This is a genomic window from Mycetocola sp. Y719, from assembly GCF_056713205.1.
This window is the reverse complement of the sequence record NZ_JBWYGY010000003.1, coordinates 380,002-395,910: the sequence shown is the minus strand read 5'-3', so window position 1 is coordinate 395,910 and position 15,909 is coordinate 380,002. Positions and strand designations below refer to the sequence as shown.

Sequence of the window (15,909 nt, the reverse complement as noted above, 5' to 3'; positions counted from 1 at the left end):
GAGCCCATTCGCATGTCACGAATCCCCGCAAAACTTCTGTCTGCCGTCACCGTCGGTGTGCTCGCCACCCTCGCGCTGACCGCATGCGCCGGTGGCGCAGAAGGCCCAGCAGACGACGCCAAGCGCGTCGACGGCGGCACCATCGAGTACGCCCACCAGCAGGAACCAGCCTGCGTCTTCGGCGGCTGGATCGAACAGGCCTACCTGAGCTACCAGGTGCTCGACAACCTCACCTCGCTCGACAAGGACGGCAAGGCCGTCTCCTGGCTCGCCGAGGAGTGGAGCGCGTCAGACGACGGCCTCACTTGGACCTTCACCCTCAAGGACGACGTCAAGTTCACCGACGGCAGCGACCTCACCGCCGAAGCCGTCGCCTACAACTTCGACTATTGGGTCGCCGGCGGCAACTCCACCGCGAAGGTCTGGCTCGACGGCTACTACGACTCGGCCGAGGCCATCGACGAGAAGACCGTCGCCGTGCACCTCAAGGCTCCGTACCCACGTCTCGCCGACAACCTCTCGCAGAGCTACTTCGCGATCCAGTCGCAGGAGGCACTCGAGACCCGCACAGATGAGGAGAACTGCGAAGCCCCCATCGGAACCGGCGCCTTCATCGTCAAGGAGTGGAACCGCGGCGAGAACATCGTCCTCACCCGCAACGACGACTACACGTCCTGGCCCGCTGACGCCAAGCACGAAGGCCCGGCATACGTCGAAGAGATCAACTGGCGCTTCGTCGCAGACGGAACCACCCGCACCTCGGCGCTCCGCGCAGACGAGGTCGACGCGCTCTACGACGTGCCCGCCATCGAGTGGGCCGGACTCGAGACCGAGGGCTTCAACCTCGCCAAGTACATCACCCCCGGCCGCCCGCAGCAGCTGAGCTTCAACACCGTCGAGGGTCCGTTCGTCGACGAGAACGTCCGCAAGGCGTTCGCATACAGCCTCGACCGCGAAACCCTCGTCGACACCATCGGCAAGGGCGTCATCCCGTTCGAAGGCAACGGCGGAGTCAGCCAGACGACCCCCGGATACAGCCAGAAGGCAGCGGATGCCTACGACTACGACATCGACAAGGCCAACGAGCTTCTCGACGAGGCCGGCTGGACCGAGAAAGATGACGACGGCTACCGCTCGAAAGACGGCGAGACGCTCGACATCGTGCTCCCCTACGGCGCCGGATCGATCATCAACGCCGAAGGAGCATCCATTCTCCAGGGCGTCCAGGAGCAGGCGAAAGCGGCCGGCTTCAAGGTCGAGCTGATCCCGGTGCCGCAGAGCGAGTTCTTCTCCGGGGCGTACTCCACGCCGGAGGAACGGGACATCTCCGCCGGCTACTGGACCGCAGTGACCGCAGGCATCCTGCACATCAACTGGCGCCAGAACCTGCCGGAGAGCCCGAACTACAACAACTCCGCGTTCTACAACAGCACGGAGCTCGAGGACCTCATCCTCGCGGCGAACTCCGAAAGCGATCTCGATGCCCAGAACGCGCTCTACGCCCAGGCGCAGGAGTACATCGCCGACCACGCACTGGCCATCGGCCTGTACGACCGGCTGTCGACGCTCGCCGTGTCCCCGTATCTCAAGGATGTCTGGCAGGAGAACGCGCAGGGAGGACCGGTGTTCCATGACGCTTACTTCGTCGAGTAATCCCGAAACGGACGACGCGACCACCGCGGCCGCTGACGCTCAGGCGTCGGCGGCCCGGCGGCGGTCGCGCACCCGCCTGCTCGTGAGGCGGTTCGTCGAAAAAGTTCTCGGCGCCGTCATCGTGCTGTTCGGTGCGGCCACCGCCGCGTTCCTCGCCCAGGCGGCCCTTCCGGGCGACCGGGCCACCGTCATCCTCAACACCCGCGCCGGCCAGGCGATCCAGCGCACGCCAGAAGAGCTCGCGCAGATCAACGAGCAGTACGGTCTGCTGAACCCCATCGTCGTGCAGTACTTCGACTACATGAAGGCGCTCGTCACCGGCAACCTCGGCATGTCGTACCAGCAGTACCGGCCGGTGTCGACGATCATCCTGGAGCAGATCGGCCCGACCCTCGTCCTGACCCTCACCGCCATCGCGCTGTCGTGGCTCATCATGGTCGTCTGGATCGTCCTCACCGCCGGACGCGGCCCGAAGACCAGCTCCTTCGGCGCGATCGTCGACACGACGACGGCAGGACTGCCGCACTATTGGCTCGCCATTCTCCTGCTGCTCGTCTTCTCGCTCAGCCTCGGCTGGTTCCCCGTGATCAGCGGGTCGAACCCGGCCGGACTCCTGCTCCCCGCACTCACCCTCGCCATCCCGCTCGCCGGGTTCATGAGCCAGGCCACACGCACCGAGTTCGAGAAGTCGCTGGAACAGCCGTTCGTCATCTCTGCACGGATGCGCGGAATGGGCGACCTCGGCGTGCGACTGCACCACGTGCTCCGGCACTCCGTCCTCCCCGCCGTGACCCTGTCGGGCTGGGCGCTCGGCGCCACCATCTCCGGCGCGGTCGTCGTCGAGACCGTGTTCTCCCGGGCAGGCATCGGGCGGGTGCTCGTCACCGCCGTCGCCACCCAGGACCTGCCCATCGTCACCGGAGTCGTCGTACTCATCGCCGCGCTCTACGTCGTCGCCAACCTCCTGGTCGACCTCGTCTACGTGCTGATCGATCCGAGGTTGAAGAACTCATGACCCTGCAGCAGAAAGTCCCCGTCACCCCGCCGGCCGCTCGCGGTCGCAAACGGGCTGTCGTCCCGCTCGGCCTCGGTGTCGCGCTCGCAGCGCTGCTCTTCTTCGTCGTCGCGATGCTCGCACCCCAGGTGCTCGCCACCCACGACCCCTACGCGCTCGACCTGGCGAATTCACTCCAGCCGCCGTCGCTCTCGCACTGGTTCGGCACGGACGAATCCGGCCGCGACCTCTACAGCCGCGTGATCTGGGGCACCCGCGAATCCCTCCTCATCGGAATCGGCGCGACGGCGGTCAGCCTCACCATCGCCCTGATCCTCGGCTCGATCGCCGCCCTCTCCGGCAAATACCTCGCCGGCACGGTGAACCGGGTCATCGAAGTGCTGTTCGCCTTCCCGACTCTCCTGCTCGCGCTGCTGCTCGTCGCAGTGATCGGACCGTCCGCGTTCTCGCAGGTCTTCGCGGTCGGCGTCGGAACGTCACCCGGCTACGCCCGGATGATCCGCGGCCAGATCCTCACCGCGAAGACGTCCGGCTACGTCGAGGCGGCGACAGCACTCGGTCACAGCCGTGGACGCATCCTCCGTCACCACATCATCCCGAACGCCATCCGCCCCCTCGTGGCGATCATCGCCCTCTCGGTCGGCCAGTCCATCGTCTGGGCGTCGAGCCTCGCGTTCCTCGGCCTCGGCGTCGCGCCGCCATCGCCGGAGTGGGGCGCTCTGCTCGACGCCGGCCGTCAGTACATCACCTCGGCCCCGTGGCTCACGGTCATCCCCGGCCTCGTCATCGTCGCCCTTGCGATCGCGGCGACCACACTCGGCAAGCACATTCAGGCCTCCCTCGAGAAGGGTGAGAAATGACCGACCTGCTCCCATCACAGCGAACGGATGCGGCCGGCATCCCCGCGACGGAACAGCCGCGCCTGTCTGTCCAAAACCTCAACGTCGGATTCACCCGCGGCGGTCAGTTCCACAAGGTCGTGAAGGATGTCTCCTTCGACCTGTATAGCGGGCAGTGCATCGCGATCGTCGGCGAATCCGGGTCGGGCAAGAGCGTCACCGCCCGCACGATCGTGGGCCTCACCGGCCGCAACTCCACGGTCGACTCCACCGCGCTCACTCTCGACGACGAAGACCTCACCACCGTCTCGTCGAAGCGCTGGCGTCAGATCCGCGGGCGCCGCATCGGCTTCATCCTGCAGGACGCCCTCGTCTCGCTCGACCCGCTCCGCCCGGTCGGCAAGGAGATCGAGGAGGCGCTCAAGCTGCACGGCTGGGGCGACCGGTCCAGCCGTAAACGCAAGGTGGTCGAACTGCTCGACTCCGTCGGCGTTCCCCTGCCCGCGCAGCGCGCACGGCAGCGTCCGGACGAACTCTCCGGTGGACTTCGCCAGCGTGCGCTGATCGCATCCGCTCTCGCCCTCGACCCTGAGATCATCATCGCCGACGAGCCCACGACGGCTCTCGACGTGACCGTGCAGGCTCAGGTTCTGTCGCTTCTCGCCGACACGAAACAGCGGGGCGTCTCGATCATCCTCATCAGTCACGACCTGTCGGTGGTCTCGCACCTCGCCGATCACATCCTCGTGATGAAGGGCGGCGTTGTCGTCGAAAGCGGGGCGGCTCAGCAAGTGCTCACCGACCCGCAGCACGAGTACACGAAGAGCCTCATCGGCGCCGTGCCAGGCGAGCACACCCGTGGCCGCCGGCTCGGCCCGGAGCTCGACATCGTCGCGACAGCACACCCTGCCGTTTTCGCCGAGGAGTTCGCCGACTACGCCGGCCCGGTGCTCGAGGCGAGGAATCTCGTCAAGCGGTTCCGGTCGCCGGACGGCAGCCTGTCGACGGCCGTTCACGATGTGTCGTTCGAGCTGGAGCGGGGAACGACCCTCGGGATCGTGGGCGAATCAGGCTCAGGCAAGAGCACGACCGCAAGAATCGCCCTGGCGCTGACCGAGGCGGACGAGGGATCCGTCACCCTCCTCGGCCGGGAGTGGACGTCGATCAAGGAGACCCAGCGGCGCAAGCTGCGCAAACGGATTTCGGTGGTCTATCAGGACCCGCTGAGCTCGTTCGACCCGCGCTGGAACACCGAGCGCATCCTCCTCGACGCCGTCACAGACGAAGAACCCCGCACCACGGCCGAGAAGAAGGCGCGCGTCCACGAACTGATCCGGCAGGTGGGGCTGACGGATGACATCCTTCCGCGCTTCCCGCTGCAGCTCTCCGGCGGGCAGCGCCAGAGGGTCGCGATCGCGCGTGCCCTGGCCCCTTCACCGTCGGTGATCGTTCTCGACGAGGCCGTCTCTGCGCTGGATGTCTCCATCCAGGCGCAGATCCTCGACCTGCTCGTCGAACTGCAGAAGCAGATCGGCCTCAGCTACCTGTTCATCTCACACGACCTGGGCGTGATCAGCCACATCAGCGACAAGGTCATCGTCATGAAGGACGGGGCCGTTGTGGAACGCGGAACCGCAGACGACGTCTTCAACCGCCCACAGCATCCGTACACGCAGCAGCTCGTCGCTTCGCTGCCGACCCTCGACTAGCCCCGCCTCAGATTCAGGAGAGTCCCGTGACCAAACCCCTTCATTTCAACGCGTTCGTGATGAACACCGGATCGCATATCCACCACGGCCAGTGGCGCCGGCCGGATGCGCGCCAGACCGAGTTCAACGACGTTCACACCTGGATCCACCTGGCCAAGCTGCTCGAGGCCGCGAAGTTCGACGCGATGTTCTTCGCCGACGTCACCGGACTGTACGGGGATTCGGATGCCGACTTCGACGTCTACGTGCATGAAGGACTGCAGATCCCCAGCAACGACCCGACCGTGCTGCTCAGCGCGCTCGCCGTCAACACCGAGCACATCGGGCTCGCGCTGACGTCGAACGTGGTGCAGAGCCACCCGTTCCAGTTCGCGCGGCAGGTGTCGACGCTCGACCACATCTCGAACGGGCGGATCGCCTGGAACGTGGTGACCGGGATGCAGAACAACGGGGCACGCAACTTCGGGCAGACCCAGCTCACCGACCACAACGAACGCTACGAGTGGGCGGAAGAGTACGTCGACGTGACCTACAAGCTCTGGGAAGGCTCGTGGGATGAAGGCGCTCTGCTGAAGGACAAGGAAGGGTCGTCGTTCTCGGACCCGTCGAAGATCCACAAGATCTACCACCAGGGCAAGCGGTACAGCGTCGAGGGGCCTCACCTTCCGTCCCCGTCGCCGCAGCGGACGCCGGTGCTCTACCAGGCCGGCTCGTCGGCATCCGGTCGCGGGTTCGCGGCCCGCAATGCGGAGGCCGTGTTCATCATCGCGCCGAGCCCTGCCGTTGCCGCCGAGCAGATCGCCGAGACGCGGGCGCTCGCCGTCTCGCACGGACGCAACGCCGACGACATCAAGTTCTTCCAGGGTCTCAGCTTCGTGATCGGAGACACCGAGGAAGAAGCGCGGGCGAAGGCGGTCGAGTACGAGAAGTACGTGAGCGTCGACGGCTACCTCGCGCACATGGCGGTCGTCGACAAGAACGGTCGCGTGTACGACCCGTCGACCCCGCTCAAGGATGTCGATACGAACGGAGCCCGCGGCTTCCTCGAGTGGACGTCGCGCTACATCACGGACCGGGAGCCGGTGGTCGGTGACCTCGGGATCCTGCAGGCGCGAAACACGCGACTGGTCGGGACGCCTGAGCAGATTGCTGACCAGATCGAGGTCTGGCAGGCGGCAGGCGTTGACGGTATCAACGTTATCAACTGGGTGATCCCGGGGTCGTTCGAGGAGTTCGCCGACAAGGTGCTGCCGGTGCTGCGCGAGCGGGGGCTCGCCCAGTCGGAGTACTCCGAGGGTCCGCTGCGACAGAAGCTGTTCGGGGAGCCGCGTCTCAACGAGCGTCACCCGGCCGCACGCTACCGCGGGGCGTTCGCGGCGCCAGCGCCGGCGTTGGTCGAGTAGCGGAGCCCGCACACGTACTCACTCGTTCCGGTCGAACTCACGTGTTGCACCAGGTGAGTACGACCGGAACGGGTGAGTAGACGACCCCTTTCTCGTCGGCGTGCGGCGCGGTATCGGATTTGCACCCAATCATGGTGACAAACCGCGGAATTCCGGGGGTGAGGCCGCCGCCGCGTGAGGCGCTGGCCCTAGAGTGCGAAGGACGCGCCGCACCGGCTCGTGGGGGTGGTGCGACTGACGTCGGCCGACTCCTTTCACAGCACCACATTCTGGAGTTTCATGACCGACCCCAACGGCGTTTCGCCGGCGCCCACCAGCACCCCTGAGCCTCACATCGAGGCTCCGGCTCCTTCGGCAGCTCAGCCGAGTTTTGAGCAGGCCCCCCAGCCGTACCAGCAGGCCGCTGGGTACCCTCAGCAGGCCCAGTCGGGGTACGCACCGGCACCCCCGACAGCCGGGCAGATGCCTCCTGCGTACGCGTCGGCGCCATTCCCCTCCGAGGCGCCAGCCGGGACCGGCAAGTCGTTCCTCGTGACCTGGCTTCTGTCCTGGTTGCTCGGCGTCTGGGGTGTCGACCGCTTCTACCTCGGAAAGATCGGCACCGGCCTTCTCAAGTTGTTCACCCTCGGTGGTTTGGGCATCTGGGTGCTCATCGACCTGATCATGGTCCTCGTCGGCGCAACTCGCGACAAGCTCGGCCGACCGCTGGTCGGCTACGACCAGTTCAAGAAGATCGCCTGGATCGTCACCGCGGTCGCCATCGTTCTCAGTGGAATCCTGGGTGGAGTCAGCGGCGCCATTGCCGGTGCCGCTGTCAGTGGCGCGGTGTCCGCCGGCATGTCGGAGGCCAGCTCTCTCGACGACGAGCCCGTTGCTGAAGAAGTTGCCGAAGCGGCGCCCGAGGGCGACATCACTGCCTGGGCAGACGAGACATTCGGAACCTTCGAAACGCTGACCCAGTCAGGGAGCGGCGACAGCGTCATCACGTTGCCCGCCGAAGCCTGGTTCGGAATCGTGTCGTCGACCCACGACGGGAGCGCCAACTTCGCCATTGTCGTCCTCGACGCAGACAACCAGTCGACGGGCGAACTGCTGGTCAACACGGTCGGTGCATACTCGGGGGCCGCGGCCTACGGAGCGATGTCCCTTGCGGAGCCTGTCTCCCTGCAGATCACGGCTGACGGCGCGTGGACCGTCTCTGTCTCCCCGCTGTCGACCGCGACGGCGTTGCCCGAGTCGGGCACCGGCGATGGCGTCTTCCTCTACGAGGGCGAAGCCGGGGCGATGACCCTGACTCACGACGGCACAGCCAACTTCGTCGTGATCGAAGACACCGGAGACGAATTCACGATGGGCCTTCTTGTCAACGAGATCGGCGAGTACAGCGGGATCGTGCCGATCACCGCAGGACCATCGGTGATCTCCGTCGCAGCCGACGGAAACTGGACGACGGCCGTCGACTAGATCTGTGTGCTTTCGAACGGCCCGTCGACGTTTCCGTCGGCGGGCCGTTCCATTTGCCGGCGCTGGTTGGCGCCTACTTCGCGCGCTCGCCGAGCGACGTGCTGAAGCGGAGCAGGTAGCCGTCCGGATCCTGCACGAGGAACTGCCTCACGCCGATCTCCGAGTCACCCCTGTCGTACCACTTGGTCTCCGGATCCATGAAGAGCGGAATGTCGGATGCTGCGAGGCGCCCCAGGAGCGGGTCGATTGCCGGGACCGTGATCTCGAAGTTCACTCCCCGGCCGAGCGGATGCTCCAGGGTGTCGGTGACCCAGTCCCGACCGACCGCAATCTGGTCGAGCATGACGTGCGCCGATCCCAGGTGCAGGTAGGCGAAACCCTCGTCGGCCCGGCCGTAGAGCACCTCGAATCCACAGAGGTCCACCCAGAACTCGAGACTCGTCGCGAGATCAGTGATGAGCAGTTCGGGCACGAGGCTCGGCGACGGCGGCGCGGGGTTGCCAAGGGGCTGTTTCATGTCTCTCAGTATGGATGTGTCGTGGTTTCCGGAGGAAAAACCGGGAGTCTGTCCACGTATGGACGATCGACCCCCTGGATGTCCTCCCGAAACGCGCTCACGACGCGGGCCGGGGCATCCTGAGCAGTCGGAGGCCACTGAAAATGAGCGTCTGCTCGGTCTCGGTGGCGACGATGACGAACAGGACGTCGTCGCAGTGGGAGCACCTCACCGTGGTGTCGGGCTTGTTGATGACGACCGTGCTCTGTGCGAGCACCGCCTCATCGCCACACGAATTACAGACGGCGATCGTCGTGGTCGGTTCGACAGCGAGGACGTCGCCGAGCAGCCCGGCGATGACGTTGCCGTCAAGATGATCGGAAGCCACCATCAGATTCCTCCAAAACGCTCGGCGTGGATGTCTTTGGCCGGGTGACCGAGTTCGATCAGCCAGGTGAGCACCGTCTCGACGAAACCGGTCGACCCGCAGACGAAGAGCCGGGGCCGTTCCGCAGGCGGGAGCGTCCGCTCGGCGAGCAGCTTGAGCGAGATGCGGCCCGGTGGGTCCGGCCAGTCGTCGGGGGTCCGACGTGAGAAGGCCAGCTGAACGACCGCCGACGGATTCTCCGACGGGATGCGTTGCAGCTCGTCCCTGAAGAAGAGATCGTCAGGTGACCTCAGGCCATAAAGCAGGTGCATGGGAGTGGCGCTCGCGGCGGCGGCGTGAGCGCGGAGCATCCCGATGAACGGAACGACACCCGAGCCCCCTGCGATCAACTGGACCGGTCGCGGATCGGGGCCGGGTTTCCACACGAACCATCCGCCGAGCGGACCCTGGATCTCGAGCTGGTCGCCGGCGCGGAGGTCATCGACAAGATAGGGAGAGACTTCGCCGTCGACCACTCGATCGACGGCGAGCTCGAGCCGGGTGCCTGCTCCGGCCGAGGCCAGGGAGTACGACCGGCTGGCCTGGTAGCCGTCCTCGGCAGTGAGCCTGATGTCTACGTGTTGCCCACCGTCGTTCCCCGGCCAGGTCGGAACGTCGAGTGTGATGAGCCGCGCGTTCGGCGTGAGCTGGTCCGCCGTGACCACCGTTCCGATGTGCCACGTCGCCGCGAACGTCATGAATAGCGTTCCTCGAGCCACGGGTCGCCGCGCAGATGGTACCCGCGCTCCTCCCAGAACCCTGCGTCGTCTGTCGGCATCATCGAGAGGCCGCGGATCCACTTGGCGGACTTCCAGAAGTAGAGATGCGGCACGAGCAACCGGGCCGGGCCGCCGTGCTCAGGGGTGAGCGGAGCGCCGTCGGCTTCGAAGGCGATCCATGCCTTTCCGTCGAGCATGTCGCGCAGGGGCACGTTCGTCGTGTATCCGCCATAGGAGTGGGCCATCGTGAAGTTCTGGCGGGTGTCCACCTCGGCGAAGATGGCATCCAGCGGCACCCCACGCCAGCTCATCCCCAGCTTCGACCAGTGGGTGACGCAGTGGATGTCGATGGTGAATTCCTCGACGCCCAGCGCGTGCAACTCGTCCCAGTCCCAGGTGTAGTCGGTGCCGTCTTCGGCGCGCACCGTGAAGCGGAACTCCTCGGTCGAGATGTGCGGCGTCGCCCCGGCGCTGAGCACCGGCCAGTCCTGCACCTGTGTCTGGCCGGGCGGGATGCGATCATCCTCGGAACGAGGGCGGCCACGGAAGCCTCTGGTGATCAATGCCATCGGAACTCCTCACTCGAGCACGTCCACACAGCCAAGCACTCGGCGCACGGTGATGTCCAGAGGTTCGGGGCGGATTCCGCGAGATGGCAGTTGAGCACCCAAAACCCGATCACGGGCCCGTTTTGGGTGCTCAATTGCGATCTCGCGAGCAGCGGGTGCGGAATAGCGCGACGCGAACGCGCGTTCCCCCGGGGGTCGCCGTCCGGCGGCATCCGCCACAGAAAGGCATCCGCCACATGGATTTGTTCTCGCCCGTCACCCTCGGAGATCTCCACCTGCCGAACCGCGTCGTCATGGCCCCGCTCACCCGCATGCGCTCAAGCGCTGAGGGCGTTCCGGGCGATCTCGTCGTCGAGCACTACGCACAGCGAGCAGGCCTGGGCCTGATCATCACCGAGGGCACGTACCCGAGCGCCGAATCCCGGTCGTACCCCGGCCAGCCCGGCATCGTCACCGCCGAGCAGACCGAAGGATGGCGCCGCGTCGCCGATGCCGTGCACGCCGACGGCGGGCGCATCGTCATGCAGATCATGAACGGTGGCCGCGTCTCGCACACCGCGATCACCGGCACCGAGCGCATCGTCGCCCCGTCGGCCATCGCCATCCACGGCGACGTGCACACGCCGGAAGGCAAGCTGCTGTTCCCGGTGCCGCACGCGCTGACCATCGACGAGCTCGCCACCATCCGCGACGAGTTCGTTGCCGCTGCCCGCAACGCCATCGACGCCGGACTCGACGGTGTCGAGGTCCACTCGGCCAACGGCTACCTGCTGCACCAGTTCCTGTCCCCCGCCTCCAACCAGCGCGACGACCAGTACGGCGGATCCCCCGAGAATCGAGCCCGCTTCGTCATCGAGGTGACCGAAGCGATCGCTGCCGAAATCGGAGCCGGACGCGTCGGCATCCGCCTGTCGCCGTCGCACAACATCCAGGACGTTCTCGAAACGGATGCCACGGACGTCACTGCCACCTACGGCACACTCGTCGACGCACTCGCGCCGCTCGGACTGTCGTACCTCAGCGTGCTGCACCACGAACCGACCGGCGAGCTCGTGCAGAACCTGCGCAGCCGTTTCGGCGGGGCGCTCATCACGAACAGCGGGTTCAGCTCCATCACCACGCGCGACGAGGCCATCGGCCTCATCGACGACTCCCACGCGGATGCCGTCGCGGTCGGCCGCCTGGCCCTCGCGAACCCCGACCTCGTCGAGCGCTGGCAGAACGAACACCCGCTGAACGAGCCGAACGCGGCGACGTTCTACGCCGCGGGCGCCGAGGGGTACACCGACTACCCGCGGCACTCCGCGTAAGGTCGCACCCCCGCGGTTTGCGCACCCACTCACCCGTTCCGGACCTGCTCACCTGGTGTACCTGGTGAGTTCGTCCGGAACGCGTGAGTAGTGGGGGCGCACCAGCGCGCGGGGCCTCGGTAGGCTGGCGACACCATGCTGAGCTACCCGAAGTCCCACACCGAGGGCGGACGCGACCGCAACCTCCCCGAACCGCACACCGACGATGAGGACGAGTTCCGCGTCGACGTCGAACGCATCCGGTTCTCGCCCTACTTCACGCGGCTCTCCGCGGTCACCCAGGTGATCCCGCAGGCCGGCTCCGGCACGATCGTGCACAACCGGCTCACGCATTCGCTGAAGGTGTCGGCCGTCGCCCGTTCGATCGCGGTCGGCTTCCGCGACGCCTCAGACAACGTGCGCAGCATCGTCGACGACCTCGGCGGATGCGACCCCGTCGTCGTGCAGGCGGCCGCCGCTGCCCACGACCTCGGCCACCCGCCGTTCGGTCACCTCGGTGAACAGGTGCTCGACCGCGTGGCCCGCGAACGCCTCGGCCTGCCCGACGGTTTCGAGGGCAACGCCCAGACCTTCCGCATCCTCACCGCGCTCGACAGCTGCGACGCCACCCCGCGCGGCCTCAACCTCACCAAGGCCGTCCGCGCCGCAGTGCTGAAGTACCCGTGGACGCGCAACGAGTGGCGCGCGATGCCGCCCCGGCCGGCCGAGCAGCTGCCCCGCGGAGTCGGGACCGACGTGACATCCGGAGCCCTGAAGTTCTCGGCATACTCGATCGATGCGCTCGAGATGGCTGACGTGCTCTCGGTGTTCCCGGCGATCGGCACGCACCAGCAGACGCTCGAATGCTCGGTGATGGACATCGCCGACGACATCGCGTACTCCGTTCACGACCTCGACGACTTCTATCGCGCGGGGGTGCTGCAGTACACGGCCGTGTCCTCAGAACTGAACGGCTGGCTGGCCGCGCAGACCAAGCTGGCAGAGCTCGACGACACCGAGCTGGCCTTCCGTCGCCCTGGCCACTCGCTCGAGGCGGCCTGGCGCAAGGTACAGGAGAAGGATGCCTGGATCGCCGACCCGGACGCCTTCCGCAACTCGGTCGAACGCGTCACCACGGATCTCGTCGAGGGCCTGCTCACCATCCCCTACGACGGCGGACTGGATGCCGACCGTGCCGTCGCCGCCTTCACGCGGAGGTGGATCGACCGGCTCAAGGGGAGCATCCGGGTCGAACGGGATCCCAACATCCGCAGCGGACATGTGCGGCTGAGCCGCCAGGCCTGGCACGACGTGATCGTGCTGAAGTTCGTGCACACCCGGTTCGTGCTCGACCGCTCCGACCTCGCCGTGTACCAGCGCGGACAGGCGCGCGTGATCGAGACGCTGGCCGACGGCTTCCACTCCTGGCTGAACGACCCGGCGGATGCCGCCCGCGCACCGCGCAGGCTGCTCGACTCGGTCGAGGCAGCGACCGAGGAGTACCGGCAGTTGCGCGACAACGCGCCCGAGTACCTCGTGGTCGCCGGCGTCGGAACGGGCGAAGCCGACCTGACCCGGCTCGGCAAGAGCCGTGCGGTCGTCGATTACATCGCGTCGTTCACGGATGCCCAGGCCATGTCGGTCGCGACGCTGATCAGTGGCACGTCCGACAACCTGTGGGAGTCGGGGCGGAGTCTGTAGGCCCTCTGTTCGTAACTTCGGAGATTCGCGTCGATGAGAAGATGAACGGGCCCGATTCGGCGGTTTGGAGAGAAATCTCCGAACTTCGGGACAGCCTCCGGGCGACCGTGAGCCCAGCGCGGCATCCTGCGGCCAGACAGTGCCGTGGGCACGGCACAAGGAGATCGACGCGAGACACGGATGCTGCGGCGAAATCGTCCTTGTGCCGCGCCTTTTGCCTTGCCACGGGTCGGCGCGCTCGCACGATGCTCAGGAGATCACACGGTTACCAGGACCGAACACGGCGAAATCTCCTGTAAACCGTGCAATCTCCTGTACAGGCGTGGTGAAGCGAGGGCCGGCGTCAGAGTTCGACCGTGATCAGCCGCCGCACGAACGTGCGCGTCTCTTCGGCCATGTCGACCGAACTCCTGTCGAGGAGCCACTGCACCTGGAGGCCGTCCATCAGCGCGGTCATGCTGCGAGAGGCGCTGCCCGGGTCGACACCTGGTGCCAGGTCTCCGGCGTCCCGGATCTGCTCGAACGCAGTGGTGATGAAACCCGTCACATACGCATATCGTCGCACGAAGTAGTCGTGCGCCGGGTGATCCGGCGCCGTTGCCTCTGCCGACAGGGTCGTGTGCAACTCGACGAGGCCGGGCACGCTCGAGTTGTGCTCGACCAGGTCGATCAGCCCGCGAATCGTCGTGAGCCCGTCCCCCTGGTTGCCGGTGTACTCACGCGACTGATCGTCACGCAGCTCGAGCACAGCCGCGAGCAGCTCATTCTTGTTCGCGAAGTGGTGCAGGAGGCCGGCCTGGCTCATCCCCACACGCTCGGCGATCTCGCGGATGGACCCGCTCCGGAATCCGCCTGCAGAAAATACCTCGATGCCCGCCTCGAGGATTTCTCGCCGTCGACCTGCGGTTTTGGCGTACTTGCCTCGAGGCTTTCCCGTCATGGTCATGGGGTGACTCTATAACAGTTCCACGAAAACCTAGTGGTTGTTCGCTTTTCGTGCTAATTTCACTCCAGACGTAGCCCAACGGGGGTCTACACCACAGCTGAAAGGGACCAATGATGTTCCGATGGAAAAGAGCCGCCGCAGTTGCCGCGGTGCTCGCACTCGCCCTGACGGGATGCTCCGCAGGCGGGTCGACGACAGACAGCACCAGCTCGGCGAAGCTCACGCTCGGTGTCCTCGTTCCGGCCACGACCTTCGAGGCCCAGGCGATCAACTTCGCCAACGAGTCGCCATACGGCCAGGCCGTGTACGACACCCTCCTCAAGGCCAACCCCGAAGGCGAGATCGTTGAGAACCTCGCCACCAAGTGGGAGTACAACGAAGACAACACCGTCCTGACCCTCACTCTCCGCGACGACGTCACCTTCACCGATGACACGACGTTCGACGCCGAGGCCGCCGCGCAGAACATCCTCCGGTTCCGCGACGGCACCTCGCCGAACAAATCGCTTCTCGCGGCCGTCGCCGATGCCAAGGCGATCGACGAGACCACCGTCGAGGTCACTCTCAGCCAGTCCGACCCGAACCTCCTCGTCGCACTGACTCAGAACGCCGGCATGGTGCAGAGCCCCGCCTCGTTCGAGAACGAGGACATCAAGACCAACCCGGTCGGCTCAGGTCCGTACATCCTCGACACCAAGGCGACCGTCGTCGGAACCTCCTACGAGTTCACCGAGAACAAGGATTACTGGAACCCCGACACCGTCCACTACGACGCCCTGTCGCTCAAGGTTTACGCAGACCCCACCTCGCTGCTCAACGCGATCAAGGGTGGTCAGGTGAACGGAGCGAACACTCCGAGCAACAACGACCTCAAGGAGATGGAAGCCGCCGGCTACACGGTCAACGCCTTCGAACTCAACTGGACAGGTCTGATCCTCTTCGACCGCGGCGGCACCATCGAGCCCGCACTCAAGGACGTCCGGGTGCGCCAGGCGATCAACTACGCGTTCGACACCAAGGCACTGCTCAAGGCTGTCGGCCAGGACCTCGGTACGCCGACGTCACAGATCTTCCCGACGAGCTCGGTCGGCTACGACGAGGAACTCGACAAGATGTACTCGTTCGACCCCGAGAAGGCCAAGGACCTCCTGGCCGAGGCCGGCTACGAAGACGGGCTCACCCTGACCATGCCGTCGAGCGCCCTGCTCGGCAGCACCGTCTTCACCCTGATCGGCCAGCAGCTGAAGGATGTCGGGATCACCGTCAAGTTCGTGGACGCCGGCAACAACTTCATCACCGACATCCTCGCTCCCAAGTACGGATCGACCTACATGATCCTGCAGCAGGACCCGGACTGGGCACTGATCAACTTCTCGATCGCGCCGAACGCGACCTTCAACCCGACGAAGTACCAGGACCCGAAGGTTGACGCTCTCATCGAGACGGTCCACAACGGATCGCAGGACGAGTCCGATGCCGCGGTGAAGGACCTCAACACCTACATCGTCGAGCAGGCATGGTTCGCCCCCTGGTACCGGATGCAGTCCAGCTACGTGACGGATGCCAAGACCGACGTCAAGACGCAGGTCGGCAATGCCTACCCGTACCTCTGGAACTTCACGCCGAAGTCCTAGGCACACCCGCCGAGTCGCGCGGCGACGCGCGACCCGGCTCCCCCT

14 protein-coding genes are annotated in these 15,909 nt (G+C 66.0%); 9 read left to right on the top strand and 5 right to left on the bottom strand.

Going from position 1 to position 15,909, the window contains the following annotated elements:
- Positions 1-12 precede the first annotated feature (12 nt).
- The 6 genes from AC1M0F_RS13770 (at position 13) to AC1M0F_RS13745 (ending at position 8,083) form a co-directional block, all read left to right on the top strand.
- Positions 13-1,653, top strand: coding sequence for an ABC transporter substrate-binding protein (locus AC1M0F_RS13770; RefSeq protein WP_480238821.1), 1,641 nt, complete (start codon positions 13-15; stop codon positions 1,651-1,653).
- Positions 1,631-2,668: an ABC transporter permease gene (locus AC1M0F_RS13765; protein ID WP_480238820.1), complete on the top strand. Its 1,038-nt coding sequence runs from the start codon at positions 1,631-1,633 to the stop codon at positions 2,666-2,668. Before AC1M0F_RS13770 ends, AC1M0F_RS13765 begins: the two co-directional genes overlap by 23 nt.
- Positions 2,665-3,528, top strand: a complete 864-nt coding sequence (locus tag AC1M0F_RS13760) for an ABC transporter permease (RefSeq protein ID WP_480238819.1) — start codon at positions 2,665-2,667, stop codon at positions 3,526-3,528. Before AC1M0F_RS13765 ends, AC1M0F_RS13760 begins: the two co-directional genes overlap by 4 nt.
- Positions 3,525-5,216, top strand: coding sequence for a dipeptide ABC transporter ATP-binding protein (locus AC1M0F_RS13755; RefSeq protein WP_480238818.1), 1,692 nt, complete (start codon positions 3,525-3,527; stop codon positions 5,214-5,216). Before AC1M0F_RS13760 ends, AC1M0F_RS13755 begins: the two co-directional genes overlap by 4 nt.
- Before the next feature lie 26 nt (positions 5,217-5,242).
- Entirely contained in the window at positions 5,243-6,619 is a 1,377-nt protein-coding gene (locus tag AC1M0F_RS13750; protein ID WP_480238817.1) for an LLM class flavin-dependent oxidoreductase, read from the top strand.
- 279 nt (positions 6,620-6,898) lie between these two features.
- Complete coding sequence (locus tag AC1M0F_RS13745; protein ID WP_480238816.1) at positions 6,899-8,083, top strand: TM2 domain-containing protein; 1,185 nt, start codon at positions 6,899-6,901, stop codon at positions 8,081-8,083.
- 73 nt (positions 8,084-8,156) lie between these two features.
- Here AC1M0F_RS13745 and AC1M0F_RS13740 read toward each other — a convergent pair whose 3' ends face one another.
- From AC1M0F_RS13740 to AC1M0F_RS13725, 4 genes are all read right to left on the bottom strand, one after another.
- A complete protein-coding gene (locus AC1M0F_RS13740) occupies positions 8,157-8,600 on the bottom strand; it encodes a bleomycin resistance protein (RefSeq protein WP_480238815.1) in 444 nt (147 codons plus the stop codon).
- A 97-nt stretch (positions 8,601-8,697) separates the two neighbouring features.
- Entirely contained in the window at positions 8,698-8,970 is a 273-nt protein-coding gene (locus AC1M0F_RS13735; RefSeq protein WP_480238814.1) for a DUF6510 family protein, read from the bottom strand.
- The gene (locus tag AC1M0F_RS13730; protein ID WP_480238813.1) at positions 8,970-9,704 is read right to left on the bottom strand and encodes an FAD-binding oxidoreductase; all 735 of its coding nucleotides are present in this window, start codon (positions 9,702-9,704) and stop codon (positions 8,970-8,972) included. The genes AC1M0F_RS13735 and AC1M0F_RS13730 overlap by 1 nt, the downstream gene beginning before the upstream one ends.
- A complete protein-coding gene (locus AC1M0F_RS13725) occupies positions 9,701-10,294 on the bottom strand; it encodes a molybdopterin-dependent oxidoreductase (protein WP_480238812.1) in 594 nt (197 codons plus the stop codon). Before AC1M0F_RS13725 ends, AC1M0F_RS13730 begins: the two co-directional genes overlap by 4 nt.
- 236 nt (positions 10,295-10,530) lie before the next feature.
- Here AC1M0F_RS13725 and AC1M0F_RS13720 point away from each other — a divergent pair, with 236 nt between their 5' ends.
- Both AC1M0F_RS13720 and AC1M0F_RS13715 read left to right on the top strand, forming a co-directional pair.
- Positions 10,531-11,604, top strand: coding sequence for an alkene reductase (locus AC1M0F_RS13720; RefSeq protein ID WP_480238811.1), 1,074 nt, complete (start codon positions 10,531-10,533; stop codon positions 11,602-11,604).
- A 135-nt stretch (positions 11,605-11,739) separates the two neighbouring features.
- Positions 11,740-13,284 carry a deoxyguanosinetriphosphate triphosphohydrolase family protein gene (locus AC1M0F_RS13715; protein WP_480238810.1) on the top strand — a complete coding sequence of 515 codons (1,545 nt, stop codon included), beginning with the start codon at positions 11,740-11,742 and terminating at the stop codon, positions 13,282-13,284.
- 343 nt (positions 13,285-13,627) lie between these two features.
- Here AC1M0F_RS13715 and AC1M0F_RS13710 read toward each other — a convergent pair whose 3' ends face one another.
- Positions 13,628-14,230, bottom strand: coding sequence for a TetR/AcrR family transcriptional regulator (locus AC1M0F_RS13710; RefSeq protein WP_480238809.1), 603 nt, complete (start codon positions 14,228-14,230; stop codon positions 13,628-13,630).
- Between the two features lie 113 nt (positions 14,231-14,343).
- Here AC1M0F_RS13710 and AC1M0F_RS13705 point away from each other — a divergent pair, with 113 nt between their 5' ends.
- Positions 14,344-15,864 (top strand): ABC transporter substrate-binding protein, encoded by a 1,521-nt coding sequence (locus tag AC1M0F_RS13705; protein WP_480238808.1) that lies wholly within the window; start codon positions 14,344-14,346, stop codon positions 15,862-15,864.
- The last annotated feature ends 45 nt before the right edge of the window (positions 15,865-15,909 follow it).

Coding starts and splice junctions, on each gene's coding strand:
- AC1M0F_RS13770 (WP_480238821.1), top strand. CDS start 13: ATGTCACGAATCCCCGCAAAACTTCTGTCTGCCGTCACCGTCGGTGTG.
- AC1M0F_RS13765 (WP_480238820.1), top strand. CDS start 1,631: ATGACGCTTACTTCGTCGAGTAATCCCGAAACGGACGACGCGACCACC.
- AC1M0F_RS13760 (WP_480238819.1), top strand. CDS start 2,665: ATGACCCTGCAGCAGAAAGTCCCCGTCACCCCGCCGGCCGCTCGCGGT.
- AC1M0F_RS13755 (WP_480238818.1), top strand. CDS start 3,525: ATGACCGACCTGCTCCCATCACAGCGAACGGATGCGGCCGGCATCCCC.
- AC1M0F_RS13745 (WP_480238816.1), top strand. CDS start 6,899: ATGACCGACCCCAACGGCGTTTCGCCGGCGCCCACCAGCACCCCTGAG.
- AC1M0F_RS13740 (WP_480238815.1), bottom strand. CDS start 8,600: ATGAAACAGCCCCTTGGCAACCCCGCGCCGCCGTCGCCGAGCCTCGTG.
- AC1M0F_RS13735 (WP_480238814.1), bottom strand. CDS start 8,970: ATGGTGGCTTCCGATCATCTTGACGGCAACGTCATCGCCGGGCTGCTC.
- AC1M0F_RS13730 (WP_480238813.1), bottom strand. CDS start 9,704: ATGACGTTCGCGGCGACGTGGCACATCGGAACGGTGGTCACGGCGGAC.
- AC1M0F_RS13725 (WP_480238812.1), bottom strand. CDS start 10,294: ATGGCATTGATCACCAGAGGCTTCCGTGGCCGCCCTCGTTCCGAGGAT.
- AC1M0F_RS13720 (WP_480238811.1), top strand. CDS start 10,531: ATGGATTTGTTCTCGCCCGTCACCCTCGGAGATCTCCACCTGCCGAAC.
- AC1M0F_RS13715 (WP_480238810.1), top strand. CDS start 11,740: ATGCTGAGCTACCCGAAGTCCCACACCGAGGGCGGACGCGACCGCAAC.
- AC1M0F_RS13710 (WP_480238809.1), bottom strand. CDS start 14,230: ATGACCATGACGGGAAAGCCTCGAGGCAAGTACGCCAAAACCGCAGGT.
- AC1M0F_RS13705 (WP_480238808.1), top strand. CDS start 14,344: ATGTTCCGATGGAAAAGAGCCGCCGCAGTTGCCGCGGTGCTCGCACTC.